The sequence below is a fragment of the Photobacterium sp. DNB23_23_1 genome, from assembly GCF_052873815.1.
In genome coordinates this window covers 107,626-134,049 of record NZ_JBNNXT010000002.1, presented here as the reverse complement: position 1 = coordinate 134,049, position 26,424 = coordinate 107,626, and the positions used below count along the sequence as shown (strand labels likewise).

The following is a 26,424-nucleotide window of genomic DNA, read 5'->3' as shown; positions in this document are numbered from 1 at the left end:
TTCATTAGCAAGAAGTACCAGCGATTAAGCAAGTACGTTCTGCAGCCAAGGCCAGCCTTGTTTCTTACGGCTTAGCGTGTTTTCCATCATCAGCATGCCATCTTTAGCATGTGTATCTAGCACTTCGTTCCACTCACCTTTGTAAAGTAGGCGCGTTGTGCTAGTTGTGATGTCAGTCAGCATCAGAGCGGCCATTGCTAGGCCTTCTTCGTCACAACGACGCTGAAGATCAGCTTCAAGCTCAGTAATCATGTCGTTAACTTGCTCAAGAGTTGCAAGTTCGATTTGACCAACAACAACATTACGCTCTTTGAATGGGTATGCTTTAAGGTCTTTTTCTACTAGCTCAGCAGCAGATAGGCCCTGGATGTCAGTTTTAGCGATCAGAAGCTCTTTGATGAACAGGTCTAGATCTACAACACCAGCTAGTGGAGCAAGCTCAGCCACCGCATCTTTGTCTTTTTGAGTGCACGTTGGAGAAGCAAAACCCACAGTATCGCTTAGGATGGCAGACATCATCAGGGTCGCTAGTTCGCGAGTGATTTCTACGTTTTCCATCTTGAATAGGTTGAACATGATGGTACATGTACAACCAACTGGCCAGATCCATGCTTCAAGTGGGTTAACCGTCATCACATCACCTAGGCGGTGGTGGTCAACAATACCTACGATTTCAGCATCTGCGATGTCATCCGGTGCTTGTGCTAGATCAGAGTAATCAACTAGCCAAACTTTCTCGCCAGCGACACCCGTACACATTTCAGGTTGATCAACACCAGCTGTCGTTAGGATATGCTGAGTTTCACGGTTGATTTCACCTTGACGAACAGCTTTAGCTTCAACGCCACGAGCTTTAAGAAGAGCAGCACCAACAAGTGCTGAACAGATGCTATCGCTATCAGGGTTTTTGTGACCAACTACTTGAATCATGTCGTTTCCTTTACTGCGTCAATCACTGCTTGTAAGCAGTAAGACTAATTAATTTATCCTGAGCCTGTTATACGACAGGTGCTTTAGGAATGTAATCGGGCAATTTTAGAGTTTCTGGGAAAAATAACAATTGAAGTTGCGCAAAAAATTCTTGGTTGGTTAATATCGCAGCTAAAATAGCAAGCTCAAACCCTTAGATCTTGTTGTAAATACTGGTGAAATTCGTTGAATGGCATCGGTTTGGCAAAATGGAAACCTTGCATCAGGTGGATATCCCGCTGATGCAGGTATTCAACCTGATCCGCCGTCTCGACACCTTCAGCGATTACTTTTAGCCCAGCGTGTTTGGCAAAAAGGATAATGGAGTCAAGAATATTAGACTTCAAGTCATTGGTACCAATCGTGTCGATAAACATTTTATCGATTTTCAATGTATCGATAGGCAGGTTTTGCAGGTAGCTAAAACCGCCATAGCCGGTACCTGCATCATCGAGTTTGATTGAGATACCAAAATTACTCAGCTGCTGAATAATTGACCGGGCTTTTGCCAAGTTTTTGAACGGGATCCGCTCTGTCACTTCAAACGCCAACCGATGAGCTGGGATTTTCCTTTGTGTGAGTAAGTTGATCGTTGTGGCAAGGAATTCGTCATCTTCCAGTTGCTGTGGCGTAACATTCATGCTGACACAAAAATCGGATTCGGCAATGAGCTCGTCTTGAAATTGGTCAATGATGAGTTCAAGCAGGTAAACCGTCAACTGCTTGATTTGCCCATTGTGCTCTGCAATAGGGATAAATTGATTCGGTGAAATGAGCTCTCCATCAGGTCGTTGCCAGCGGATCAACACCTCGCAGCCGGTCATCTTTCCTGATCGGGTATCAATGATCGGCTGATAAAAAGGGATAAACTCTTTTTTTAGTAAGCCATGCGTGATCATTTCTTTTAGCGTTCGCTCAGGTGTACGGTATAACCCAATCAGCAAGCAGCCAGATAACAGCATAAAAAACAGTAATAGCTGAGTGATAAATTGATCACTGTTTGTCACATAGCTGATCCCATTCGCTGTTGCATAGACATTGAACGCGTAGTTGGGGCCAAAAGCTTTTCTTGCAATGTGGAAATATTGCTTAGCCTCCAGCATAGGATAAACCTGAATTTCCTCGCCATCTCGACTCAAGGTCATTGCTGTACAGTTCTTGCACACTTCACTTTGTGTGAATACATGCTGCACCGGTTCGGTAATTAAGATCAAGCTCGCTTCGGCAAGGCGGTAGTGAATCTTAAGGCGGTGGTTATGATAAGGGGCAACGTTATAACTAAAGTCGACAGTATCATGCCCGAGAACGCTACTGTCCTTGTGATCAAAATCTTTAATGAGCGGAACTTTATCTCCATAAACAGAGCAATGGCCTGTTGCGGTCTGTAGCTCTAGCAGTTGGATGCCAGTTGATTGCTCAATAGTCTCACGTAATAAGGAAATGTCCTGCTGAGTACAGGTAAAGTTAAGCTCAGTTATGAGCTCTTGTAATTCACGCCCAACATCCATGAATCGTTCTTGGTAGAATATATGAATGTTTTCGAGCCGCTTTTCGACTTCACTTTTGAACAAGTAATGGCTAATTGGTTGTGAAGACATAGCAATAGCAGTCGCACCCAGTAAAAATACTAGGATTGGGGATCGCCAACGTAACCAAAGAGTCATGTTCATCAATAGGGTGCGAGTTGTTCAAAAAGGGCGCTATTGAAACATAACTTTATGGTATATAACAGAGGGGAGCATTGAATAACTGCAAAAAAAAGCAACTATCTAAAAAGGTACATTGATAGTTATCTCCAACGTATTGATTAACAATACATCTTTAAATCAACACCATAAAGGTGTATATATGATGCTTCTTTATGGAGGTGGTTAAATGATATTAAGAATGCTCCCTGTCGTTGTGAGTTTTTGGTTACTAGCTGCACATTTTTTACGCTATGGCTCATGGCTACCATGCCTATTGTTAATAGCCTTCCCTTTGGTACTGCTTATTCGCCACCGATGGGTTCCCTACGTGATGTCCATAAGCTTAGGTCTAGTTGCGTTGAAGTGGCTACAAGTTACTTATAGCATGATCACGATCCGTTTGATCATGGGGGATGATTGGTTACGAATGTCGATGATAATGGCGGCGGTCGTGTGCGTTACATTGATGTCTGCGTGTGTATTTCAAAGTCGAAAATCGAAAGACTATTATCGAGTCAATGCCAATTAAACCATAGATAACTTATGGTTTTTTCCTTGTTGGTGTTATGTTATAACATAATAATCCGGGGTGCTATTGTTCTGATTACCAGCAACCTATGCCTTTACGCTGTTTTAGTGCAATAATTTTAGATATCATTACGGTTTATACCCAAGTGACTTCATTAAACCAAATACCTTGAAGTTGCTTGGGTATAACAACCCGAGTGATCAACCCGAGTTAAAGAGTAACGCCTTAGCGATAGTCGTACTGTAGAGTATTCAATTGCTGGGTGTTGTGTAAAGAATAGTTAGTCAAACAGCAAGCCTGTAGCCTTAACCGTGAGGCTTTGTATCGATCTGATTGCCGCTGCTGATTTGTCTGTAGAAGTACTTAGGAACAACATGGTTAAAGTAAGGGCCCGTGTGCCTTTTAAAGTCGGTCAAAGAAGTAATATTCCTGCTGAGCTGCTTTCATTTAACGGGTTAGAGTCAGGCAAAGAGCATGTTGCTGTGATTTTCCAAAATGCCGATCAGCGTTCTATACCACCACTTGTACGCATGCATTCTGAATGCTTGACGGGGGATGTTTTTCATTCATCGCGTTGTGACTGTGGTGAGCAGTTAGATGAAACCATCGAAAAAATGGGTGAGCAGGGTGGTGTCCTATTGTATCTGCGTCAAGAAGGACGCGGGATCGGTCTTTACAACAAGATTGATGCTTATGAATTACAAAGTCAGGGCATGAACACCTACGAAGCAAATAATCACCTTGGATTTAGCGATGATCTTCGAGAATTTTCTGAAGCCGCTTATATGCTGACGGCGTTGGGTTTGAAAGAAATTCGTCTGATCACCAATAATCCGAAAAAGATCCGTGAACTTGAAGCTCTGGGTATTGTGATTTCAGAAGTGGTGGGTACTAAAGCGCACGTCAAAGATGGTAACGAAAACTATCTAAAAACCAAAGCAGCACACGGTAAACACCGCTTCCACTTTGATTAATACCTGCTACCCGGAAGACAAATAAAAAGGCGGAGCCATGAAGATGGCTCCGCCTTTGTTGTATTTCTATGGGGTTCTGGCTTAGTCACGCTTCCACAAAACGTGGCAGAATTTGTTGTCAGGATCACGGCTCACAAGAAGGCGAGCGAAAACATCGTCTAGCTCATCATTTTCTTCATTAACCAGACCAACGCGCACTTCGGCATACACTTCTTTATCAACGTCAAAGCCAACGTGCTCAGCCCAGTCATCTTTAGTTTCAACTAGTTCAGCAGCACCGCGCTCGTCAAATTGCATCGTGAAAAGCAATACGTCGGCAGGCTCTAGGTTATCAGAAGCCATCTCCAGGAAGATGTCATAAGCGGCATCGATAACGTCGTCATAAGAAATTAGGTTTGGTGTGTCCATGAACTCTATCTGTCATTGGTTAATTGAAATGGCAGTATACCCAAGCAATATGCAGGTGCAAGTTTCGACCTTATAGGCCACCAAGCTTGGGCGTTCCCCTTAACAACAAAAAAGGGAAGCGCTCGTTGGGCTTCCCCTTTGGTAATAGTCTAACTATTGTTTAGTCTGCGCGACCCATGAACTTACGTTCTTGAACGTTGACCTTAACCTTTTCACCTGTAGAGATGTATTCAGGTACTTGTACTGATAGGCCAGTTGCAAAGCGTGCTGGCTTAGTACGAGCTGATGCTGACGCACCTTTAATTGAAGGGTCGGTCTCTTCGATAACCAATTCAACGGATGAAGGTAGTTCGAGGCCTGCTGCTTTTTCATTGACCAGAATGACAAGAATACCTTGGGTATCTTCATTGATGAATAGCATTTCATCAGCAATATCTTCAGCGTTGAAGGTGTACTGATCGTAGTTCTCTGTATCCATGAAGATGATGTTTTCACCTTCGGCGTATGAATAAGCGACTGGGTGCTTACTCATCTCAACAGTATCTACCACATCATCAGCCTTTAGGCGTTCGTCAACACGGTGCCCTGTCGCTAGGTCGGTACAACGCATTTTGTAGATTTTTGTACCGCCACGGCCGCCAGGTGTTGTAACTTCAATATCTTTGACTAACAGCGTTTTACCGCCGGTTACAATGACAAAACCTTTCTTTATTTCACTAGCTCTTGGCATGGGATATATCTTTCTGTTGGTAAAAACCGAAAATTACCACGGTTAAGCCTGAACACCAACTATTTCGTGAACCGAAGGGCTAACTTCTTAAGGATGTGTCGAGTGGACGTTGAATTTTGCTATAAATCGTTCAAAAGGCATAGGCTTAGCATCGAGATACTGATAGTTACCCATCACATTTGTACGTTTATTATTCAGTTGGCGTTGGGTTAGATATTGATGGACCGTGATTTGATATAGTTACTGAAATAGTTACGAAGCTAGCAGTAATTTAGAGGAATATCAGTGGCACGAGCTTTACCTGCTTTGGGTTGTCCATCCACATTTCAACCTATGTTTGATCAGATTGTTGATGAGCTGGTTCATCAGCTCAAACGCAGCATACCTGTTCTTCATAGCATCTATATTGCGGGGAGCGTTGCTAGGCTGGAAGCAGTTCCTGGGCAATCTGATTTAAATGTCACCTTAGTGACAACCAACCCGCTGACGGCGTCAGCGCAAGCAATACTTAATAGCATTGTCAGTCGGATAGAGAGCCAATGTCCACAAATTGTCGCTGTTAATATGACGTTATTGGTAAAACATGAGGTGCTTGATATTGCAGCGATCTTTAAATGGGGCTTCTGGCTGAAGCATTGTTGCGTATGTGTGTGTGGTGATGACCTCTCAAGTCGATTTGGTTGCTTTGAGCCAAGCTGGGACATTGGTAAGTCGATGAATGATGACTTACCGATACAGCTTAACGATTACCGTCGTAATATTATGGCTACAAGAGTTGTTTCCCATTACTTATCTTTGTGCCGTGATGTGGCAAAAAAAATGATTTGGTCGTGTTATACCTTGGTCTTTCATCGCTCTGGTAAATTAGCGTTGTCGATAGAGCAAGCCGCTCAGCAATTTCTGAGTTATTACCCTCAGCACAAATTGGCAATTGATCGCCTTTTTATGTTGATCTCAGGTCAGCAAGTCCCTAAAAAAGCCGTATTGTTTATGATTAATGACTTCGGCCAGTGGATAGTGACTGAATTTGATAAGATTGAACGTAAAATTGGTTAATACCATACTAACGAGGTGTTTTTGCAAACTCAGTCAAAAGGCTTTGTACTAACAAGGCAAGGCCGCGATGTTCGTGGTCAAACAGAGATTGTGCTTTGGGTTAGCACCGACAATGGGCCAGCCAGGCTGGTGATCAATAACGCTAAACCGGTGTGCTTTATTCGCCAGCAAGATCAAGTGGTGGCCCAAGGCGAACTTCATAAAGCGGGAATACGCGCTGAGTGGAAGCCATTAGCACTGAAGAACTTTCAGCATGAAGACATGGCAGCATGTTACTGCCATTCGATAAAAGACAGCCTTCAACTACCCCAGATCTTACGTGCGGTTGGGATCGAAGCATTTGAGTCTGATATTCGTTTAGCTGACCGCTATTTGATGGAACGTTTTATTTGTGGTGGCATTGCTTTTTCTGGTAAGCATACGATCAAGACGGGCTTTGATGAGTTCCATCAGGTTAAAGCTAAATCTGCGGAATATAAGCCCCAATTATCGGTTGTGTCGCTGGATATAGAGTGCTCGGAAAAAGGTGTTCTGTATTCGGTTGGTTTACATAGCGATAAAGACAGCCGGGTTATTATGGTCGGGGAGGCATCTTGCGATAAGGATGCACACGACTGGATCCAGTGGGTAGACTCAGAAAAAGCGTTGTTACTCGCCTTGGAAGCATGGTTTCTAGCGTTCGATCCTGACATTGTTATCGGCTGGAACGTCATTGACTTTGATTTTCGCTTGCTGCTTAAACGGGCGGAATGGAATGCGATTACTTTACGCATGGGCAGGGGAAAGCAGCCGCCTCATTGGCGACAGTCAACTCAGAATCCTAACCAAGGCTTTATTTCCATTCCTGGCCGTGTGGTCTTAGACGGCATTGATACTCTGAAGACCGCTACCTACAACTTCCGCTCCTGGTCTTTGGAGTCAGTTTCGCGAGAGTTACTGGGAGAGGGTAAGGCGATACACAATGTCCATGATCGAATGGCCGAAATCAACCAGATGTTCCGTGAGGACAAAGTCTCGCTGGCAAAATACAACCTGCAAGATTGCAAGTTGGTTTCGCGCATTTTCGATCATACTCACTTGCTTGACTTCGCTATCGAGAGAAGCCGTTTGACCGGTGTGGAGCTTGATCGGATTGGCGGCTCGGTAGCGGCGTTTACCAATCTATATTTACCTCAGCTACACCGAGCGGGTTATGTGGCTCCAAGTTTGGATAGCGAAAACTGGATTGCCAGCCCTGGTGGCTATGTCATGGACTCCAAACCCGGTTTGTATGAATCGGTATTGGTGCTGGATTTCAAATCGCTTTACCCTTCTATCATCCGCACCTTTCGTATCGATCCGCTCGGGTTGATTGAAGGCTTATTGCTCGAAGAAGGGAAAGAAGACAATCAAGCCATTGCCGGATTTCGGGGAGGGCGCTTCCATCGGGCCAAACACTTCTTGCCTAAGATGATCGAATCATTATGGGCGGCAAGGGATCAAGCCAAACGTGATGGGGAAAAGGCTTTTTCACAAGCGATTAAAATCATCATGAACTCTTTTTACGGTGTGCTGGGATCCTCTGGTTGCCGTTTCTTTGATCATCGTTTGGCCTCATCGATCACAATGCGCGGGCATGAGATCATGAAAACCACTCGAGAGCTGATTGAAGGTAAAGGGTATGAGGTGATCTATGGTGATACCGACTCGACTTTTGTGTCACTCAAACATGCTCATTCAGCGGAAAAAGCCGATGAAATCGGCTGTCAGCTGGTGGCGTATATTAATCAGTGGTGGACTAAACACTTACAAGACGAGTATGCCGTTGAGTCTGCGCTGGAGCTGGAGTACGAAACCCACTATCACAAATTCTTGATGCCGACGATCCGTGGGCAGGAAACGGGCAGTAAAAAACGTTATGCCGGCTTGGTGATCAGTAATGGGCATGAGGAAATGGTTTACAAAGGGTTAGAGACAGTGCGTACCGACTGGACACGTTTGGCACAGACTTTCCAGCAAACCTTATACCATCAAGTATTTCACGATGAGGAAGTGGAAGAGTACGTCAGGCAGTACGTGGAAGATACCCGATCCGGAAAGTACGATGATGTATTGGTTTACCGCAAGCGGTTACGCCGTAACCTATCTGAGTACCAAAAAAATGTACCGCCACATGTCAGAGCGGCAAGAATGGCTGATGAGGTGAATCAACGTCAAGGTCGATCACTGCAATATCAAAACGGCGGTTGGATTGAGTATGTGATCACCATTAACGGCCCAGAACCAAAAGAAGCCCAGCAAAGCCCGATTGATTACGAGCATTATATTGATAAGCAGCTAAGACCAGTAGCTGATGGTATTTTGCCTTTCATCGGTAAACACTTTGATGATATTACCGCTCCGCAGTTAGGGTTATTTTAAATTTAAACTAAGGATAGAGTAAATGTTTGATACCCGTTTTAGTTCCGAGATCCAAGGGCGTATAGATCAAAAAACTAAACCTCTTGGGGCGCTGGGCCAGTTGGAAAAAGTGGCTTATCAGTTAGCACTTATCCAGAGCCAAGGCAAAGCCCAAGCGATAGACAATATTTCTCTGGATCAGCCAACTGTTTTGGTGTTTGCCGGTGATCACGGTATTGCTGAAGAAGGGGTGAGTATCGCACCGAGTGCCGTTACCCAACAGATGGTCCTTAACTTCTTGGCCGGAGGTGCTGCGATTAATTGTTTCTGCCGTGCTAATGATGTGGCGATAAAAGTGATTGATTGCGGTATTTTGGTACCGGTAGAGCAGGAATCTCCGCAGTTGGTTAAGCAACGCCTTGGTGAACGGACGGGTAATTTAGCCATTGAACCGGCCATGACAGTACAACAAGTGCACCAAGGGTTGGTTTGGGGCCAAGAGGTGGTAGACGGTGTGATCGACCAAGGTTGCAACCTGATCATGTTTGGAGAAATGGGGATAGGTAATACCAGTAGTGCGTCAGCGCTGCTTGCTGCATTTACTGGTGAGTCTGCAGAACGTTGCGTTGGTCTTGGCACGGGTGTGTCTTCGGAGCAATTGGAGAAGAAAAAGCGTTTGGTGAGTCAAGGTGTAGCACGTTGCGGTTCCACCGACCCGAAAACATTGCTTGCCGAGCTCGGAGGGTTTGAAATCGTACAGATGGTGGGTGGTTTCCTTGCCGCGGCCAAGCAGAAAACTCCGGTACTCGTTGATGGTTTTATTGTGACAGTTGCTGCATTACTGGCGACGAAAATAGATCCGTCCTGCCGTGATTATTTGATTTTCGCTCACCAATCCCATGAGTCGGGTCATCAAATTGCACTTGAACAGCTGGATGCCGAGCCGTTGCTGGATCTATCCTTGAGATTAGGTGAGGGGACCGGTGCGGTACTAGCCGTTCCACTGCTTCGAGCTGCTGCAGAGTTTTATAATAATATGGCGAGTTTTGCAGAAGCCGGCGTCACGGTTTAAAACGGAAACAAAAAAACCGCATCAAAATGCGGTTTTTTATTGCTTTGCAAAAAGATCATCGCGATCAACTGAAGTACTCGACATTGGATACAGAAGACTTCATGGCGTGGATAGGGTCAAATTTGATAGCGCCACGGTTAGGGGTGCAAATTTTATACACTCCATCACACTCGAAAATAGCCAGTACAGTTTCTTCGGTTCTGAATACATCAGGAAGCGGCTTGCCGATTTCGCACGTACATTCAGCCCCTTCATGTTGCCATACAAGCTTGTAAATACGTTTGTTTTGCTCGGGGGCAGATACATGGTTAGCGATTGAGTTGAATACTGCTTCTGCTTGCTGCGGGCTAGATGCCGATGGTACAAAGAAATCCATGGTTCCCTCCTGGTTGAACGGCAGTCATTGGAAAAGAACATGCGACTGCGATTTAGATGATGTTATCGCTCCTGATAACGATAAAAGACTAGCAAAATAATTAACAAAAGTACAAGGCTATGAATGGCCATTCACTTTTGGTGATAAATTTCACTTTCTATCCTGATTCATATGATATTTATGTAGGTTGGTATAATTTGGGAAATATGCCAGAAGGGATTATTATCATTAGTAGGTCACTCGCTATTCGTTATGGGGAAAGGAATGGAACAACTCGATTTTTTTACTATTCCCAGCCCATGTGTCGGGGTGTGCCAGGCTAATAACCGTGGTTATTGCAAAGGTTGTTTCCGTAGTCGGGATGAGCGATTTCATTGGCAGCAGTTCACCAATGAACAGAAGCGAAATGTCGTTAGGTTATGTAAGCAGCGTTACCAGAGAGTGATGAGAGCGAAAGCACAGCAAGACCGTCAAGCCGATTCAGACAATAGCCACTCTCCTCAACAAGAACTTTTCTAGCCGTATTTCTCTGTTATACAAATGTTTCTAATGAACAACAGTGGGTAAATCACTGTAAATCCAATTTTCCTATTCACATGCACTTGTTAAGGTTTTCAATAGAATACAATATTGAGGCCTTTCTATATGAAAACTAAGCGCTCTAACATTGCCTTATCTATTGTCGCGTTGGCGGCAGTTGGTACGATATCTTTTTATACATTAGCCCCACATAGTTTCAGTTCGGCCAACCCCTCTCCCCAGACTTTTCGTACCGAGCAAGTCACTTTTGGTAACGTGAGTAATCGCGTCAGTGCTACGGGATCATTGACTGCTGTTAATGATGTGGTTGTTGGTGCTCAGCTATCGGGGCAGATCATTAATATCCATGTTGATTTCAACGATCCTGTTGAAGAAGGTCAATTGCTGGCGGAGATAGATCCCGAGTACTTTGCTGCAAAGGTTGCTCAGGCTCAAGCGCTGCGAGATAAAAGCCAAGCGGATATAGCTGCACAGAAGTTAGTGATAGAACGCGCTAAATTGAATTACCAGCGTTCAGTGCGAGAGCTGGCGAGATCACGTACTTTGTATAAGAACAAGAGTATTTCTGAAGATGCACTCGATGTGATAGAGACAAACTCCCAGATGAGCAAATTGGACTGGGAGCAAAATATTTCCCAACTAGCGATCTTTCAAGCGACTCACGCGGCAAATGAAGCAAGTTTGCAGCAAGCGCAAATTGACCTTGATAGAACGAAAATTGTCGCTCCCATCTCTGGGTTCGTGATCAACCGAACCGTGGAAGCCGGGCAGACTGTTGCATCAAGCTACAACACACCAGAGCTATTTACGTTGGCAAAAGATCTCTCCGAAATGGAGATAGAGGCATACATAGACGAGTCTGACATTGGTCTGGTTAAACTTGAGCAAGATGTACGATTTTCTGTCGATGCCTACCCCGAACGCCAATTCAACGGTCAAGTCAGTCAAATTAGAAAAGCCCCGCAAACCAATAACGGTGTGATCAGTTATATCGTTATTGTGTCGGCCCGCAATGCGGATAACAGCTTGCTACCAGGTATGACCGCGAATTTGGATATATCTATTGATAGTATCCGCAATGCGCAAAGGGTCAGCAATGCCGCGGTAAGAGCTGCCAACCGGTTTGCTTCCAGCGGGCAACAAAAAGGAGCAAGAGGCGACATTGTATCTCGTTTTGAGCACCTTAATCTGACGGAAGAGCAAAAGCAGGCTTTAAGGCAGGCCTTACCATCCACACCGTCAGGGCAAGGAAGTCCTTCGAATACGGCGGTGAGGCAGCAACGCCAGCAACTGCAGAAAGTCTTGTCTTCAGTACTGACGAATGAACAACGTGAGCTGCAACGACGAATCCGCAATGGTGAGGTCAAGGTTGCTCCTCTCTTGGTGCTCAACAATGGCGAGGTGGAGGTGATCCAAGCCCAGTTTGGGGTGAGTGATGATAGTTTCTCTTCAGTGTTGAGCCCGGATATTTCTGATATGAAAATCGTGACTCAAGTGAGGGATAACCGCTAATGGATACCGCTATTGTATGCCGAGAGCTGAGCCATAGCTTTCCTATAGGGGAAGAGCGGTTTCAGGTGCTTGATCGAATCAGTTTCCAAATCGATAAGGGTGAGATGGTCGCTATTATCGGACCTTCTGGATCGGGTAAGTCAACGCTGATGAATGTGATTGGTTGCTTGATGACACCGGAGCAAGGTGAAATCGAAATACTGGGAAAACCAACTCCGGCTATGAAGAAGGAACAACTAGCTGAGATAAGGCAGAATCATATTGGGTTTGTTTTCCAGCAGTTTAATTTGCTGTCCCGAACCAGCGCTTTAGATAACGTCAAAATGCCCTTAATGTATCGAGATGACAAGGTGGGTGATGCTGATGAGAGAGCCAAGCATTGTCTTACCTTGGTGGGCTTGGGAGACAAGCTAGATTCGCACCCCAATCAGCTATCGGGAGGTCAGCAACAGCGAGTCGCGATTGCTAGGGCAATGGTAAATCAACCGGATATTTTATTGGCCGATGAACCAACAGGCGCGCTTGATAGTAAAACCAGTGAAGATATTGTCGAGTTATTCAAAGCGCTTAATCGCAAAGGGCAGACAATCGTTATCATCACTCATGATCATGAAGTCGCTGCTCAGGCCAATCGAATCTTGCATATTAAAGACGGAAAGTTGGTGAAGGACCAGCAAACCCGCCTGGAGGCGATAGCATGACGACCTTGATAACCGCACTGACCTCGTTGAGGACGCATTTACTTCGCTCTATCCTGACGACATTGGGAATTATTATTGGTATCAGCGCTGTCGTTATCATGTTTGCTCTTGGCGAAGGTGCACAGCGTGAGGTTGAAAAGCAAATTGAAAGCCACGGTACCAACCTGTTGATGGTGAGATCGGGCGCAATACGCTCTGGTGGTGCCTCGTCGGCTGCCGGCGCCACAAATCGGCTTTCTATGTCTGATGTTAGTCAAATTAAGGCTGAAATTCCTGAAATACTGGCGGCGGGGGCCAATGTTCAAGGTCAGGCGCAGGTGGTGTTTGGCAACCAGAACTGGAATACCTCAATCCAAGGCACCAATGCCGACTACTTGATTGCCAGTAACTGGAATGTCGCGCAAGGTCGAGCTTTTACCGACGAAGATCTTCGCCGTAATGCGAAGGTGGCATTGATCGGACAAACCGTCGCCAAGGAATTATTTGACCATGCTGATTATGCAATGGATGAAGTGATTCGTATCAACAAGGTACCGCTTCGGATAATTGGTATATTGGAAGAGAAAGGCCAAGATATTCGTGGGCAAGATCAAGATGATTTGATCATCCTACCGTTGACGACAGCGAATAGAAGAGTCATTGGCCGTAATGATAACAGTGCCGATCGGGTGAGTCGAATCACGTTATCGGTCGAGAATGAAAAAGATATGGACATGGTGTCCGAAGAGGTAGAGCGTCTTCTATTGCAAAAACACCGTGTTGCTTCTCACTTGACGAGCCCTTTTACCATCATGAACTTAACAGCCATGCTGCAGACCCGCGCTGAAGCCAATAAAGTGTTTTCTTTGTTGTTATCTGGGGTTGCTGCCGTATCTTTGTTAGTGGGTGGAATCGGTGTGATGAACATTATGTTGGTGAGTGTGACTGAACGTACCCGAGAGATTGGCCTACGCATGGCGGTTGGTGCTAAGCCCAAGCATATTTTGACTCAGTTTTTAATTGAGAGCGTAGTGCTTTGCTTGTTAGGGGCCTTTATTGGAATTGCATTGTCGTTATTGGCTGTCGTCGCGCTTCAGTTTGGCTTGGGTTGGAAAATGGTAGTATCGCCAATGATCATTTTGGTGAGCATTACCGCAACAGCCATGATTGGGGTAGGGTTCGGGTTCTATCCGGCCTTTAAAGCGTCCCAATTAGATCCCATTGAAGCCTTGAGGCATGAATAAAGGGCATGAAAAATTAGCCATGCAGTGTAGCCGTGTTTGATACCAATCTAGGTTGATATTATCGGCTATTGCTATCGAACCTGGCTGAGATGTGACAGATACAAAAAAAAGCGCCCTAGGGCGCTTTTTTTATTGAGTATGAATCAACGGCTATTAAGCGCGTTTGAAGTCCATGTGCTCAACTTTTGGCTTGTACGCGTGACGCTGGATGTCTTGAGGCTTAACAGCAACTTCTTGACCATCGATCACTAGAACTAGACCTTCGTAGAACTCAGGCTTGTCCATTTGGTTGATCACTTCGTCGTGGTTCAACTCGATAGATACAGGAGCTGCTTCGCCACCGTAAACGATTGCTGGGAATTTACCTGCGTGACGTAGGCGGCGGCTCGCACCTTTACCTAGGTCAGTACGTACTACTGCTTCAAATTTCATATTAAATACTCTTTTAAATTAAATTCACTGAGTAATGCGACCTTACTCAATGTCGTAAAAACGAGCGCGAATATTAGCAGCGATACTGCGATGCAGCAAGGATAAAAACACAGTTTATGTTTGTTTATCTGTATTTTAACCGATTGGTATTTTTTTCCTGCTTGGAAAGCTTATTTGAATTTTAAGAATATCGATACAAATCACAATAATAATAATAGTCATTATCGTTTGTGTTTGTATAATGTATCCAATTAGTTGATACATCGATAATTATTTTGAGCAGGGATTATGGAAAATAAGCTTACATTGGTTGCTAGCGCGGTTGTCGTTGCACTTTCTCCCGCTGTGCATGCACAGCAAGACATATCTATTTTTGATGAAATTGTAGTGGCAGAATCACGAGCGGTGAAAACGGAGCAGGACAAAACCCGTTCTATTGAGCGCGTTAACCGTGATCAATTAGATGAAGCCCAGCCCAATTCAGTTGCTGAAGCTGTGAAATACGAACCTAATGTCAGTGTCGCTGGTGCGAATGTTCCTGGAAACCAGTCAGTGAATATCCGAGGTTTACAGGGGAACAAGGTACTTCAGATCATTGATGGTACACGACAGAATATTCAGTATGGACACCGTCCTTCTTATTTCCTTGACCCGGCACTTATCAGTGATATCGAAGTTGTAAAAGGGCCGATCAGCTCCCTTTATGGTTCCGGGGCAATTGGTGGTGTTGTCGTTCAGAATACTCTTACTGCTGATGATATCCTCGATGATGATGGTCTAGGTGGACGTGTGAGAGTGGGGTACCAGGATAATGGGGATGTTTGGAGTAATACCGCAGCAATAGCCAGCAAGAATGGTAATATTGATTGGCTTATCGGTGGTAGCTACCAAGATGCAGGTATTATGGAGCAGGGAGATGGTACCAAGCTTTATGGCAGTGAAGCGACAAACAAGACAGGCTTAGCCAAACTTAATTGGCAAATCAATGAAGCTCACAAAGCGGGAATTAACTTTCGTTATGCCGATCTTGATGGCCGTCCACCAGTTGTTGGCGATTCAAGCGGGCAACTAAATGATCCTGACCTGCTAATTAAGCGACGCACCACAGATCAGTCCGTCGCATTGGATTACGGATTTAATCCGGCCAATGAACTCATTAAACTTGAAGTGGCATTGTTTCATAATGATACAGAAATAGAAGAGTCTGCAGGCGGTCGCGTTGGAGATGATATAAGTAAGATCAAAACAACGGGCTTCTCGGTCACGAATGAGTCTGTTGCCGGTGATTTTAAAATATTCACAGGCTTAGATGGTTATGAAGATAAGTTGAATGCAACGCGTATCTCTACGGATGATAGTCGTCCCACCCCTCCTGATGGCTCTAAAACTACCACGGTTGGAGCGTTTGGTTATGTTAATTACAACGTATTCGAGACGGTGATGTTGGATGCAGGTATCCGCTACGATACCTTTACTTCTGAAGCTGATGGTTTTGATGACAATGACGAGTCGGCGTGGTCACCTTCTGTTGGTGCTCGTTGGCAAGCCCAACCTTGGATGGCTTGGTCTATTCGTTATGATGAAGCGTTCCGTGCGCCTAATACCACAGAGTTGTACATGGATGGTACGCATTTCTCATTCGGGGAAGTTATTCCTGGCATGGGTGAGGTCACAAATAGCTTCACTCCAAATGCAGAACTAAAGCCAGAGAAATCTCAGAATATTGAAATTCGCGGTGAGTTTAATTTCGAACAGCTGTTGGGTGATGATGAGCTAACGATTACTGCGGCTGCTTTTCGAAACAAAGTTGAAGACTTCATCAATTTGGAAGTTGTTGTCCCTGAATTTGGCGATATTATGCAGTGTGTCATGATGAGTGGCTCTGGTGCAGGATGTGCGGGTACCAGCAAGTCGTCAAATATTGATAATGCAGAGCTTGAAGGTTATGAAATTGCTGCCGATTATCGCTACCAAAGCTTGCTGTTAGGCTTATCATATGGCCAAACGCGGGGTAAAAATACCGATACCAATGAGTGGCTGAGCAATATCCCTGCTGACAAGTGGGTTGCACAGGCGGAGTATGGCTTCTGGGATATTGATACTAAGGTCGGAACCCGCGCTATATTTGCCAGTGATCAGAAGCGTACACCTGCCAGTGATTCACAGGGGCCATATAAGGGCTACGAGTTGGTGGATTTTTATGTCAGCTGGGAGCCGACAAGTCAATTAGAAGGTTTAAAGCTTGATTTCGCTGTGAACAATGCATTCGACAAAAATTACCGTACACCTTGGACATCGGTTTATCAGCCTGGCCGCTCTTTCCGTCTAGCGGCGCAATATACTTTCTAATTAACCGAAGATCGGTTTAAGCCATCACCATTAGCCCTGTCTCTTCAGTGCTAGTTATATTGAGTGATGGCTTTTCCGGTTTAGCAATAAGCCCACCAAGAAGACTCTGCTCCAGTACCTCCGCAATAACAGAGTGCAACACAGCCACATAAAGTTTGTTTGCTTCGATCTCTGAATGTATGGACTGGAACCCAACCTTTCTTTGAACGATCTCGTTCTCTGCCTGGCCACGTTAGCTGTTTATTCCTTTTTCGGAGCATGGAAATAGGGTTTCGTCTGCCTCATACCAATCTGGATAAGTATTTGATCAAATATTTATCCAGATTGGTATCAATGCTCCCTTGCTGGAGGCTGGCTTTTTGCTCGCTTGGAGTGGCTAATATTGAAATGACACTGATAATGATAGTAATTCTCGTTTGTATTTGTAATAATCCTTGTCAGTTCATTACCAACTAAAATATCAATAAGCAGGGAATATGAGTTACAAGCTTACTTTTTTGGCAAGTTCAGTGGTTCTTGCGCTTTCACCGGCTCTACACGCACAAGAAGAGTATTCAGTTTTTGATGAAGTGGTTGTTTCGGGCACCCGCTCAGAGCAAAGCATCAAAAACATTCCTTCGTCAGTCTCCAAGGTGTCTTCGGATGATATCGAGCAGAACTTAGCGACAGATGCTAAGCAGGCGCTGAAATATGAGCCGGGTGTTCAGGTAAATGGCCAAGGTCGTTTTGGCATGGAAGATATTACCGTTCGTGGTATGAGTGGTAGCCGAGTGAAAGTGCTGGTTGACGGGGTAGAGCAACCTGCCTCTTACAATCCGGGCGCTGATGTGATGCGTAAAAACGCCAACACGTTTGAAGTTGATACGCTAACAGCCATTGAGGTCAATAAAGGTCCAACATCAACACTTTACGGTAGTGATGCACTTGGTGGCACCGTATTGATGCGAACCAAGAACCCAGAGGATTTATTAGAGGCGGGTGACGATACCCATGTCGGTTTAAAAACGGGTTATGCCAGCGCAAGTGATGAATATAAAGCAACGGTAGAGGTGGCTAACCGTACTGGCGATCTTGAAACCATGCTGATTTACACCTATCGCGATGGTAATGAAACTGAAACCCATGGTGATGGGGCTAACATTACAGGTCCTGAACGTGGTGCAGCAGACCCACTGAGCTTCGAATCGCATAATGTGCTGGGTAAGATATTTTACCAAATTAACGCGGAACATCGTGTTGGCTTAACCGGTGAGTTTTATACTCGCGATCAGAAGGTAACCACACTGAGCCGTGAAGGTTACGATGGTGGTGGCGGCTTCATGCCTGGTTTTGTTTATACCAATGTCAAAGGTGATGATAAGGATGATCGTTTACGACTTGGTTTTGAACATGAATGGTTGGCCGGAATTGCTGCTTTTGACTCACTAGAGTGGAAGCTTAACTGGTCTAAGAGTGAAACAGAGCATAATAACTTCGATCATACTGATACCTACGGCAACCGTAACCGCGCCCGCTCTGGTACTGATGAAAGTTTACAGCTTAATGTTCAAATGCAAAAAGAGCTGCAATTGGCAACAAGTCGTCATGAGTTGATCTACGGTATTGATGCATCAGACGCGTCGTTTGAACTGGATTACACGGATTACTTCTTGGATACAGGAATCAGTAATCCAGGTGCAACAGAAGTCCCTAAGTCTGATGAGGAAAAGTGGGCTGTATTCGTGCAGGACCAGATGTTCTTGATGGATGAGAAGTTGGTGGTGACTGCGGGCCTTCGCTACGACGATTACAAGGCGAAACCGGATTCATCCTCCGGCCTTGAGGAGCATAGCAGCGATGCGTTGACATCACGACTAGGTGCAGTTTATCACTGGAATAATAATTTCAGTACTTACGCCCAGTATAGTGAAGGCTTCCGTTCACCAACAATCTATGAGCTTTATTACGATAAAGATAATGCTGCACATGGTTATAAGATTGTGTCTAACCCAAATCTGAAACCGGAAGAGAGTCAGTCTTATGAAATTGGCCTGCGTGCAAACAATCGCCTTGGCGCCCTTGAGCTAGCAGCATTCTACAACGACTACGACAACTTCATTAAGTCCAAGACTGAGGAAGTTAACGGTATCGATGTAACGACCAATGAGAATATTGATAAAGCGCGTATTTATGGTGCCGAGTTCAAAGGTAGCCTTTGGTTAGATGAAGCTTTTGGCGCGCCAATGGGAACCTATGCTCGCTTGTCGATGGCTTACTTGGATGGTGAAGATAAAGAAACGGGTGACACGCTTGATACAATCGCACCGTTTACGACGGTTGTCGGTGTTGGTTACGATGCACCTTCAGAAAACTGGGGTAGTGCATTGACTGTTACTGCTGTAGCAGCAAAAGACGACTGGGAAGAGGCTGACAACCTAGAGGCACCTAGCTATACCGTTGTTGATCTAACGGGTTACTACCGTCCAATGCAGGATCTAACTCTGCGCGCAGGTTTGTTCAATGCGTTTGATGAGAAGTATTGGCAGTATCAAGACCTAGAAGGAGCTACGGCATCGACCGAAGGTATCGCGCGCCGTACACAACCAGGCCGTAACTGGGGAATTAACCTCGATTATAGCTTCTAATTGGCTTATTAGTTGATAAAGTCTAGCCATGTTGGCTAGACTTTTTATGACTATGCTATCCAATATAATGGATTAAAAGGTAAGCATCATTTGGGCAGAAACGCCGTAATTATCATCCTTACCAATTTGAGCCCCTAAGTCGATACCCAGTAGACCAAATGGACGGAAGCCCAAGCCAAGGGTTGCCATATCATCTGCGTAATCAGTCATGCTATGCATATACCCCATACGTACTTGTGCCCAGCCCCAAGCGTCTAACTCTGCCCCCAAACGAGCATACTGGGTTTTGTAACCGTACTCTTTAAAGTATTTTTTGGCGTTTAGATCAACATCCGCAGCCAAGTTTACCCAACCACGGTCGTGTGCAATGCCCATTACGTACTCAGGGTTAACAATGTACGTAGCATCCATGCCATGTTGAGGGTTGGCTTCAAGAGTATGTTTGATAAGGTTACGACCTGTTAGGCCAACCATTGTTTTGTCGTTGAGTTGGTATGCCGCACCAATATCAATATTGAAAGCCGACTTTTCTATGTATTCATCTGCCCAGTCAAAGTCATCATCATCAAAGTCATCGACTGATTCAATGTAGTTTACGGCGTAGATACGTTGATACTTTGGTGAAACACCAAGGAATAATGGTTTTTCATTTAGTTCAAATTCATGACCAAAGGTAAAACCAACATCGACTGTCGCGCCTCCAATGGCTTGCCCTCGTGAATTTAGTTCCGAGTTTGAAGGGTCGTTTAATGCCAAGTCATTTTCATCAATATCAAATGCCGCAATAACTGACACTTGCGATTTAACGAAAAAGTTTGTACTTAGGTAGCGGTTTGGGATTGCGAAGACCATCCCTAAGTTCACTTCCGCATTTACCGTACCATTGTCCAGATCACGAAGCGCCTCTCGCCACTGCTCAAGAGCTTCCTCGCTTGGGTTTGCACCAAGATTGTCATCCAAGTATTGGAAGTGGTCTAGTTTATCTATTGCGCTGTCACCATCATGAACTCGGGCACCAATCATTGGTAGGATCATGCCGAATGAGTCTTGTTCACCATAAGCAGCACTCAAGGCTGGGTTGTGAAAGCTAGACGTTAGATAGTTCGCTGAGGCGACACCAGTACCTCCCATACCAACGCTGCGGGTGTCAAACGCTGTCATTGCATTGGTAGTTAAAGGTGTGGCGATTGCTAGGAGTGGAAAAATAACCTTATTAAATTTCAATGTTTTGTCCCTGATACATTGTTAGATGTTATTAGTCAGGACATTGTAATGGTTGAATAATTCAGAGCCATTCAAGCTTGTTTTAAAATTGAACAATCAGGCGATATCTCCCATCTAGTTTGTAAGATTATATTGAGATGTGTAACTCAATGAAAAACATGTAACCAGTGGTAAGTTGTTGTACGGGGTAAGCGTATGATAGCTAGGACTTTTGATATTGATCTAAATCGAACAATTTATCGCGAATTGCCCAGAAACGTCCGCTCTTGCGGGCAATAACAATTTCTGGCGGACGGAAACGGTGCTCGTTATTGGCTACTTTGGTCGGCGCTGTATCGGTAAAGGGACGATGGCGATCGGCTAGGTGCGGATTGACGAACTTTTTCGTAAACGTCTCTTTTTGCACTTTGGTTGACAACGGCCATACTTCACTGATTTCTGCCCCTTCGTCGCTGATGTAAATGACCTTAAGTTGGGGTTTGCCATACTTGTTTTTACCTGGCTCAAGGCGGAGGTCGTGGCAGTTCATGATCATCGCATCTTTGAGCTTTAGGGCGTCACGCAGTTTCTTATCGGGGTCAACCATTACCGCATCGCAGACATTGCAGCGTCTTGCGGCGATGTCGTTATCTGCGCCACACTCTTCGCAGTATTTAGCACGGAAACGATATCCGCATTCTTCACGTTCGCCGGTATCGTCGTCTTCGAAGTAGCCTTGGCAGCGGCGACCATAATGCTCGATCAGAAAACCAGCAGGATCGAGCTTGCCCCAGAAGCTGTTTTTGAAACCGCAAGCAGGGCAGGGAACCATAATGACTTCACTGTCGCTGTTCGGTTTGGGATCGCCGACCTCTGGTTGGTAAAGGTCATAACAGTTACCCGCATATTCTAGTACCAAGCAATCTTGTTTGCCTTCGAATAGACGCAGTCCACGGCCAACGATTTGTTGGTACAAACTAATAGATTCTGTCGGGCGTAGTATCGCGATAAGATCGACGTGTGGGGCATCGAAGCCGGTTGTTAATACTGATACATTGACCAAATATTTAATTTCACGGTTCTTGAACTGCTCGATGATACGATCCCGTTCATCTAAGGGGGTATCACCAATGACCAAAGCTGCACTTTCACCCCCAAGATAACCCATGATCTCTTTGGCATGGTTGACGGTAGAGGCAAAAATCATCACTCCTCGACGGTCCTTAGCGTAGTCAATCACCTGATCGATGATCATTGGCGTTGCCCGACCTGACTGTTCAATTACACTGTCGAGATCAGCTTCTTTATAACGGCCATTATTACCGGGTTTTAGCTGGGAGAAGTCATATCCCATTACGGCCATATCCATCATTTTGGGTTCGGTCAAGAAGCCCTCGTCAAGCAGGTAGCGGATTGGCAATTCAAAAATGCAGTCCCTGAAGAAACGGTCTCCCTCAGTACGGACCTGACCTCGGGTGTGGTATTTGTAAATCCATCCCATACCTAAGCGATAAGGCGTCGCGGTTAGACCAAGGATCTTAATGCCGGGGTTGATCTTTTGTACGTGTGAAATCACCCGGCGGTAGGCACTGTTCTCGTCATCGGGCACACGGTGGCATTCGTCAATGACTAATAATGAAAACTCATTGGCAAATTGGTCAAGGCTGTTGGCCATTGATTGAACTGAAGCAAAAACGACTTGTCGATCGGTCTCTTTTCTTCCAAGCCCTGCTGAAAAAATAGAGGCTTTGAGACCATAACTTTCATATTTGCTATGGTTTTGTTCGACCAACTCTTTGACATGGGTAAGCACCAGTACACGTCCACGGGCAATGCGTGCAAGTTCAGCTACGACCAGGCTTTTACCTGCTCCTGTGGGCAGGGCAAGTACGGCCGCAGAGGTGTTCTTTCTAAAGTAATGGATGGTCGCATTGACACTGTCTTGCTGGTATGGGCGGAGCGTATACATAAATGGTGAAAAGCCGGAAGTAGAAAATACTGTGTAAGTGTACAGGTAGGGCGATAGAATGAAAACACCCGCGGGTAAACTGCCCGCGGGGGTTGATGTCTTCAGGCCATAGGTTAAGAGGCTATGTGTAGCGGCATTTCTTCTGCGGTGATGATTTTGGTCATCATGCAGAATTGACGTCGTGGTACAAACTCATGTTTTTCATAGAATTTTCTTGCCCCTTTGTTGCCGATGTTAACTTCAAGCGAAAGGGCGTGAACTCCAGCAGAAGCTGCATGTGCTTCAATTTGCGGAAGTAGCACCGTGCCGATCCCTTGCTGTCGCCATTCCGGCTTGAGATAGAATTGGTCGATCAGGCCGACTCGTCCACCATGCTCCAAACTAAAGCTATAGCTAATGATGATATGGCCAGCAATGAGTTTTTCGCCATCGTTGTCCAACTCGATAAACCAAGCTTGGCCAAGCTCGGGATTTGTTAACAGGTGCTGTATAGCCTGTTGAGTTTGCTCTTTCTTTTTCGGCAGTACTTCATACTCAAAAAGCTCCTCAACTAATGTAAGCAGCATATCCATTGATGTAATACTTGGCGCAACAAGTGAAATATTCATATCGTAACCTTCACAGTTAGTCGGTATAACCAATGCGTAGATGATACTTGTTATACGTAACCATTGCCTGAATACGTTTATTGATTCTTACAGATATATCGAAAAAAGTTCGAGACTTTGAGGTTAGTTACGTTCTGAGATTTTGTACTGAACTTTTGGAATAACATTGTTTCACAAAGTAGAGCACTTTGTGGTTTCGTTGTTCAGATGCTTCTATTTTAGTCCATTACACGCTGAGGGTAATGCCTAACCCTTTTAGAATTGCTATGATACGCGCTTTTGTACCATCTGGAGCCAATAATGAGGCTTGATAAGTTCCTTAGCACGACACTTGGAATTACCCGTAAAGAAGCTGGTAAGCTATTAAAAAACAAACAAATTGAAGTGAACGGTGACATCGTAAAAAACGGTTCTCAGAAAGTGACCGATGATTGCGACGTTCAGTTTGATGGCCGCTCTTTGCGTTTTGATGGTCCACGATATTTCATGCTCAACAAACCTTCGGGCTTTGTTTGTTCCCATGTGGATGATTTCAATCCTACTGTTTTTGTCTTGCTCGATGTTGTGAGCCCGGAAAAACTGCACGTAGCTGGTCGCTTGGATGGCGATACGACAGGGTTGGTACTACTAACAGATGATGGACAGTGGTCGCACCGTATCACGTCTCCTCGCCATGTATGCGAAAAGGTATACTACGTGGAAACGGCTGATCCTATTCCGGAAGAGACAATCAAGCAGTTTGCCGAGGGTGTGCAATTGCGCAGCGAGAAAGATCTTACTCGTCCTGCGAAGCTTGAAATCTTAGATGAAAAAGCGGCGTTGATTACCATCTCTGAAGGTAAATACCATCAGGTGAAGCGTATGTTCGCCGCTGTCGGTAACAAGGTTGAAGCCCTGCACCGTGAGCAAATTGGTAGCGTAGCGTTGGATGAAGATCTCGAACCGGGTGAATACCGCGCCTTGACGGCCGAAGAAGTGGCTTCGTTCACCAAGTAACTACGTGTTTACTTGAATAATTGGAGAGGGATTATGCTAATGATCCCTCTCCTTTTATATTTCTCTTCATACTTTCCCTCTTTGGCAATATGACAGTATAGAAAACGCACTATTTCCCAGAAGGAAAGAGTGTGTTCAGCCAATTCAACGTACAATATAAGTCTTTGACTTTATTTCTGCACAACTGAGAGCACATGACTGCGACAGACAGCCAAAAACTAAGTATTCAACTGATTCTAATTTTAGGGGCAATTGGTGCGCTGACACCGCTGGCCATTGATATGTATCTTCCGGCGATGCCAACCATTGCCAAAGATTTAATGGTAAACCCAGGCTTGGTACAAGCAACGTTAACAGCTTATACCGCTGGTTTTGCAGTCGGCCAGCTGATACATGGCCCACTGGCAGATAGCTATGGTCGTAAACCCATTTTGATTGTCGGCATTATTCTCTTTGCCATAGCTGCTGTTTTCTGCGCTGTTTCCGCAGATATCATTGAGCTGACGTGGATCCGAGCGGCGCAAGGTTTTGCCGGTGCGGCTGCGGCAGTGATTATCCAAGCTTTGGTGCGGGATATGTTTGAGCGAGAAGACTTTGCTCGCATGATGTCGTTCATTACCTTGGTCATGACCGTCGCACCGTTGATTGCGCCGATGTTGGGTGGATATTTGGCGGTATGGTTTGGCTGGCGTTCGATCTTTTGGGTGTTGGCACTGTTAGCTATTATTATCTGTTTGGCAGTAACGGCTAAAATTCCAGAGACACTGCCGAAGGATAAACGCCTGCCATTTCATCTTGGCTCGACGCTGCGTAACTATGCAAGAATGCTCACAACACCTGTGGCTGTAGGCCTTGTTTTCTGTAGCGGCTTCTCGTTTGCCGGTATGTTTACCTTCTTAACTGTTGGTTCATTTATCTACATTGATATCTACCAAGTTAGCACACAGTACTTTGGTCTGTTGTTTGGTCTGAATGTGGTGTGTTTGATCTTGATGACCAGCATCAATGGCCGCTTGGTAAAAAAACTAGGCTCACATTGGATGCTACGTTTTGGCCTGACTGTGCAGTTAATCGCCGGTGTTGGCTTGGTTTGTGGCCAGCTACTTGGCTTGGGCTTGTGGGGGGTAGTGATCCCTGTCATGCTATTTGTCGGAACCATCTCAATTATCGGCAGTAACACCATGGCATGTCTACTTGCTCGCTATCCTCATATGGCGGGTACGGCGTCGTCGCTGGCAGGAACATTGCGTTTTGGTACAGGTACCGTTGTTGGCGGGCTGGTCGCTTTAATGCATAACAATACGCCGTGGCCGATGGCGCTGACTATGGCAGCCTGTGCTGTGCTTTCAGCTTTGTTTTATTGGTTCCTTTCACGAGAGGCATAAAGGTTATCAATGGCTACGTTTTATCAAGAAATTTATAAGGTTGTTTCGCAGGGTCTGCAAGAGTTGGTTGAATCTCAGCAAGCAGGTAAAACCCCAAAAAATCCAGTGAGTGAGACTCTGTATCTCAATGCTTGGGTGACCAAGGTTATCAAGCAGCAGCGTTATGATCATGTCGTTGCCAAGACGTTGATTGCTTGGCAAAAGCAGGCGCGCAGTATGGGTAAAAATGCTCAGCTTAAAAGCCAGTTCGAACAGATCAAAGCTTGCTACGAGGGGATCCCTCATGAAGGAGAGACCGCCAACACGCTGAGCGATGCTCAACTGACAGCATTTTATGAGCAGCTGGAGGAGCAAGACTGGCTGGTTACGACGGAACATGAAGTAAACCGTAAAGTCACCCACCATACTGATGGCCAGGCTTCACTTGTGGTTTGCTCGGCACAGCATGCTGCTGCTTTTGATGAAGCGGGTGAGATGGTGAAACCGTTGTCTTTGTTTGTCCGTGGTGATGTCCGTGTGTTGATTGACTTGGCTTACACGCAAGGCTTATTGCTATACAAAGTGACAGACTATAAATCAATTGTGAAGTACCACGGTGAATACAAGCTGTTCCCGCGTAATGCGGGTACGCACCTGCCAGAGCTACCAACGCAAAAGTAAACGACTACTTTTAATGAAGAACGGGAACCTTATCGGTTCCC

22 protein-coding genes are annotated in these 26,424 nt (G+C 45.3%); 13 read left to right on the top strand and 9 right to left on the bottom strand.

All coding sequences use genetic code 11. The annotated features are described in order from the left end of the window. Positions 1-24: 24 nt before the first annotated feature. Complete coding sequence (locus ACVA53_RS02490) at positions 25-930, bottom strand: manganese-dependent inorganic pyrophosphatase (RefSeq protein ID WP_255042712.1); 906 nt, start codon at positions 928-930, stop codon at positions 25-27. Between the two features lie 185 nt (positions 931-1,115). Next, on the bottom strand, positions 1,116-2,567 hold the full coding sequence (locus ACVA53_RS02485; protein ID WP_255042713.1) for an EAL domain-containing protein: 1,452 nt from the start codon (positions 2,565-2,567) through the stop codon (positions 1,116-1,118). Positions 2,568-3,560: 993 nt separating this feature from the next. Here ACVA53_RS02485 and ACVA53_RS02480 point away from each other — a divergent pair. Then, on the top strand, positions 3,561-4,160 hold the full coding sequence (locus tag ACVA53_RS02480; RefSeq protein WP_255042715.1) for a GTP cyclohydrolase II: 600 nt from the start codon (positions 3,561-3,563) through the stop codon (positions 4,158-4,160). A gap of 81 nt (positions 4,161-4,241) precedes the next feature. Here ACVA53_RS02480 and ACVA53_RS02475 read toward each other — a convergent pair whose 3' ends face one another. Both ACVA53_RS02475 and efpL read right to left on the bottom strand, forming a co-directional pair. Then, positions 4,242-4,568: an HI1450 family dsDNA-mimic protein gene (locus ACVA53_RS02475; protein WP_255042716.1), complete on the bottom strand. Its 327-nt coding sequence runs from the start codon at positions 4,566-4,568 to the stop codon at positions 4,242-4,244. Between the two features lie 160 nt (positions 4,569-4,728). After that, positions 4,729-5,298 (bottom strand): elongation factor P-like protein EfpL, encoded by a 570-nt coding sequence (gene efpL, locus ACVA53_RS02470; RefSeq protein WP_255042717.1) that lies wholly within the window; start codon positions 5,296-5,298, stop codon positions 4,729-4,731. 285 nt (positions 5,299-5,583) lie between these two features. Here efpL and ACVA53_RS02465 point away from each other — a divergent pair, with 285 nt between their 5' ends. Genes ACVA53_RS02465 through cobT form a run of 3 tightly spaced genes read left to right on the top strand, consistent with a single transcriptional unit; the run spans position 5,584 to position 9,805 of the window. Next, complete coding sequence (locus tag ACVA53_RS02465; protein ID WP_255042719.1) at positions 5,584-6,354, top strand: nucleotidyltransferase domain-containing protein; 771 nt, start codon at positions 5,584-5,586, stop codon at positions 6,352-6,354. Between the two features lie 15 nt (positions 6,355-6,369). Then, entirely contained in the window at positions 6,370-8,754 is a 2,385-nt protein-coding gene (locus ACVA53_RS02460; RefSeq protein WP_446504432.1) for a DNA polymerase II, read from the top strand. A gap of 22 nt (positions 8,755-8,776) precedes the next feature. Beyond that, on the top strand, positions 8,777-9,805 hold the full coding sequence (gene cobT / locus ACVA53_RS02455; protein WP_255042722.1) for a nicotinate-nucleotide--dimethylbenzimidazole phosphoribosyltransferase: 1,029 nt from the start codon (positions 8,777-8,779) through the stop codon (positions 9,803-9,805). Between the two features lie 64 nt (positions 9,806-9,869). On the opposite strand, the gene ACVA53_RS02450 is transcribed toward cobT, so the two are convergent. Further along, positions 9,870-10,181, bottom strand: a complete 312-nt coding sequence (locus ACVA53_RS02450) for a hypothetical protein (RefSeq protein WP_255042723.1) — start codon at positions 10,179-10,181, stop codon at positions 9,870-9,872. Positions 10,182-10,445: 264 nt separating this feature from the next. On the opposite strand from ACVA53_RS02450, the gene ACVA53_RS02445 reads away from it, so the two are divergent. The 4 genes from ACVA53_RS02445 to ACVA53_RS02430 all read left to right on the top strand — a co-directional run bounded on the left by ACVA53_RS02445 (position 10,446) and on the right by ACVA53_RS02430 (position 14,157). Beyond that, the gene (locus tag ACVA53_RS02445; RefSeq protein ID WP_255042724.1) at positions 10,446-10,700 is read left to right on the top strand and encodes a DUF1289 domain-containing protein; all 255 of its coding nucleotides are present in this window, start codon (positions 10,446-10,448) and stop codon (positions 10,698-10,700) included. Positions 10,701-10,826: 126 nt separating this feature from the next. Next, positions 10,827-12,233, top strand: a complete 1,407-nt coding sequence (locus ACVA53_RS02440) for an efflux RND transporter periplasmic adaptor subunit (protein WP_446504431.1) — start codon at positions 10,827-10,829, stop codon at positions 12,231-12,233. Beyond that, positions 12,233-12,934 (top strand): ABC transporter ATP-binding protein, encoded by a 702-nt coding sequence (locus tag ACVA53_RS02435; protein WP_255042726.1) that lies wholly within the window; start codon positions 12,233-12,235, stop codon positions 12,932-12,934. The genes ACVA53_RS02440 and ACVA53_RS02435 overlap by 1 nt, the downstream gene beginning before the upstream one ends. Beyond that, positions 12,931-14,157, top strand: a complete 1,227-nt coding sequence (locus tag ACVA53_RS02430; RefSeq protein ID WP_446504430.1) for an ABC transporter permease — start codon at positions 12,931-12,933, stop codon at positions 14,155-14,157. Before ACVA53_RS02435 ends, ACVA53_RS02430 begins: the two co-directional genes overlap by 4 nt. A gap of 153 nt (positions 14,158-14,310) precedes the next feature. Here ACVA53_RS02430 and rplY read toward each other — a convergent pair whose 3' ends face one another. Next, positions 14,311-14,589: a 50S ribosomal protein L25 gene (gene rplY, locus ACVA53_RS02425; protein ID WP_255042728.1), complete on the bottom strand. Its 279-nt coding sequence runs from the start codon at positions 14,587-14,589 to the stop codon at positions 14,311-14,313. A 288-nt stretch (positions 14,590-14,877) separates the two neighbouring features. On the opposite strand from rplY, the gene ACVA53_RS02420 reads away from it, so the two are divergent. Together ACVA53_RS02420 and ACVA53_RS02415 are read left to right on the top strand one after the other, a co-directional pair. Continuing rightward, the gene (locus tag ACVA53_RS02420) at positions 14,878-16,938 is read left to right on the top strand and encodes a TonB-dependent hemoglobin/transferrin/lactoferrin family receptor (RefSeq protein ID WP_446504429.1); all 2,061 of its coding nucleotides are present in this window, start codon (positions 14,878-14,880) and stop codon (positions 16,936-16,938) included. A gap of 476 nt (positions 16,939-17,414) precedes the next feature. Beyond that, the gene (locus tag ACVA53_RS02415; RefSeq protein ID WP_255042730.1) at positions 17,415-19,562 is read left to right on the top strand and encodes a TonB-dependent hemoglobin/transferrin/lactoferrin family receptor; all 2,148 of its coding nucleotides are present in this window, start codon (positions 17,415-17,417) and stop codon (positions 19,560-19,562) included. A 72-nt stretch (positions 19,563-19,634) separates the two neighbouring features. Here ACVA53_RS02415 and traF read toward each other — a convergent pair whose 3' ends face one another. The 3 genes from traF to ACVA53_RS02400 all read right to left on the bottom strand — a co-directional run bounded on the left by traF (position 19,635) and on the right by ACVA53_RS02400 (position 23,342). After that, positions 19,635-20,786, bottom strand: a complete 1,152-nt coding sequence (traF, locus tag ACVA53_RS02410; protein WP_255042731.1) for a conjugal transfer protein TraF — start codon at positions 20,784-20,786, stop codon at positions 19,635-19,637. 202 nt (positions 20,787-20,988) lie between these two features. Continuing rightward, positions 20,989-22,734 (bottom strand): DEAD/DEAH box helicase, encoded by a 1,746-nt coding sequence (locus ACVA53_RS02405; protein ID WP_446504428.1) that lies wholly within the window; start codon positions 22,732-22,734, stop codon positions 20,989-20,991. A 113-nt stretch (positions 22,735-22,847) separates the two neighbouring features. Beyond that, positions 22,848-23,342, bottom strand: a complete 495-nt coding sequence (locus ACVA53_RS02400; RefSeq protein WP_446504427.1) for a GNAT family N-acetyltransferase — start codon at positions 23,340-23,342, stop codon at positions 22,848-22,850. A gap of 300 nt (positions 23,343-23,642) precedes the next feature. Here ACVA53_RS02400 and rsuA point away from each other — a divergent pair, with 300 nt between their 5' ends. The 3 genes from rsuA (at position 23,643) to ACVA53_RS02385 (ending at position 26,383) form a co-directional block, all read left to right on the top strand. Beyond that, a complete protein-coding gene (gene rsuA / locus ACVA53_RS02395) occupies positions 23,643-24,338 on the top strand; it encodes a 16S rRNA pseudouridine(516) synthase RsuA (RefSeq protein WP_255042735.1) in 696 nt (231 codons plus the stop codon). Positions 24,339-24,532: 194 nt separating this feature from the next. After that, positions 24,533-25,723, top strand: coding sequence for a Bcr/CflA family multidrug efflux MFS transporter (locus tag ACVA53_RS02390; RefSeq protein WP_446504426.1), 1,191 nt, complete (start codon positions 24,533-24,535; stop codon positions 25,721-25,723). A gap of 9 nt (positions 25,724-25,732) precedes the next feature. After that, complete coding sequence (locus ACVA53_RS02385) at positions 25,733-26,383, top strand: DUF2913 family protein (protein WP_255042737.1); 651 nt, start codon at positions 25,733-25,735, stop codon at positions 26,381-26,383. Positions 26,384-26,424 lie beyond the last annotated feature (41 nt).

Coding starts and splice junctions, on each gene's coding strand:
- ACVA53_RS02485 (WP_255042713.1), bottom strand. CDS start 2,567: ATGTCTTCACAACCAATTAGCCATTACTTGTTCAAAAGTGAAGTCGAA.
- ACVA53_RS02430 (WP_446504430.1), top strand. CDS start 12,931: ATGACGACCTTGATAACCGCACTGACCTCGTTGAGGACGCATTTACTT.
- ACVA53_RS02390 (WP_446504426.1), top strand. CDS start 24,533: ATGACTGCGACAGACAGCCAAAAACTAAGTATTCAACTGATTCTAATT.
- rsuA (WP_255042735.1), top strand. CDS start 23,643: ATGAGGCTTGATAAGTTCCTTAGCACGACACTTGGAATTACCCGTAAA.
- ACVA53_RS02385 (WP_255042737.1), top strand. CDS start 25,733: ATGGCTACGTTTTATCAAGAAATTTATAAGGTTGTTTCGCAGGGTCTG.
- ACVA53_RS02435 (WP_255042726.1), top strand. CDS start 12,233: ATGGATACCGCTATTGTATGCCGAGAGCTGAGCCATAGCTTTCCTATA.
- rplY (WP_255042728.1), bottom strand. CDS start 14,589: ATGAAATTTGAAGCAGTAGTACGTACTGACCTAGGTAAAGGTGCGAGC.
- ACVA53_RS02450 (WP_255042723.1), bottom strand. CDS start 10,181: ATGGATTTCTTTGTACCATCGGCATCTAGCCCGCAGCAAGCAGAAGCA.
- ACVA53_RS02415 (WP_255042730.1), top strand. CDS start 17,415: ATGAGTTACAAGCTTACTTTTTTGGCAAGTTCAGTGGTTCTTGCGCTT.
- cobT (WP_255042722.1), top strand. CDS start 8,777: ATGTTTGATACCCGTTTTAGTTCCGAGATCCAAGGGCGTATAGATCAA.
- ACVA53_RS02440 (WP_446504431.1), top strand. CDS start 10,827: ATGAAAACTAAGCGCTCTAACATTGCCTTATCTATTGTCGCGTTGGCG.
- efpL (WP_255042717.1), bottom strand. CDS start 5,298: ATGCCAAGAGCTAGTGAAATAAAGAAAGGTTTTGTCATTGTAACCGGC.
- ACVA53_RS02490 (WP_255042712.1), bottom strand. CDS start 930: ATGATTCAAGTAGTTGGTCACAAAAACCCTGATAGCGATAGCATCTGT.
- ACVA53_RS02480 (WP_255042715.1), top strand. CDS start 3,561: ATGGTTAAAGTAAGGGCCCGTGTGCCTTTTAAAGTCGGTCAAAGAAGT.
- ACVA53_RS02445 (WP_255042724.1), top strand. CDS start 10,446: ATGGAACAACTCGATTTTTTTACTATTCCCAGCCCATGTGTCGGGGTG.
- ACVA53_RS02400 (WP_446504427.1), bottom strand. CDS start 23,342: ATGAATATTTCACTTGTTGCGCCAAGTATTACATCAATGGATATGCTG.
- ACVA53_RS02405 (WP_446504428.1), bottom strand. CDS start 22,734: ATGTATACGCTCCGCCCATACCAGCAAGACAGTGTCAATGCGACCATC.
- ACVA53_RS02420 (WP_446504429.1), top strand. CDS start 14,878: ATGGAAAATAAGCTTACATTGGTTGCTAGCGCGGTTGTCGTTGCACTT.
- ACVA53_RS02475 (WP_255042716.1), bottom strand. CDS start 4,568: ATGGACACACCAAACCTAATTTCTTATGACGACGTTATCGATGCCGCT.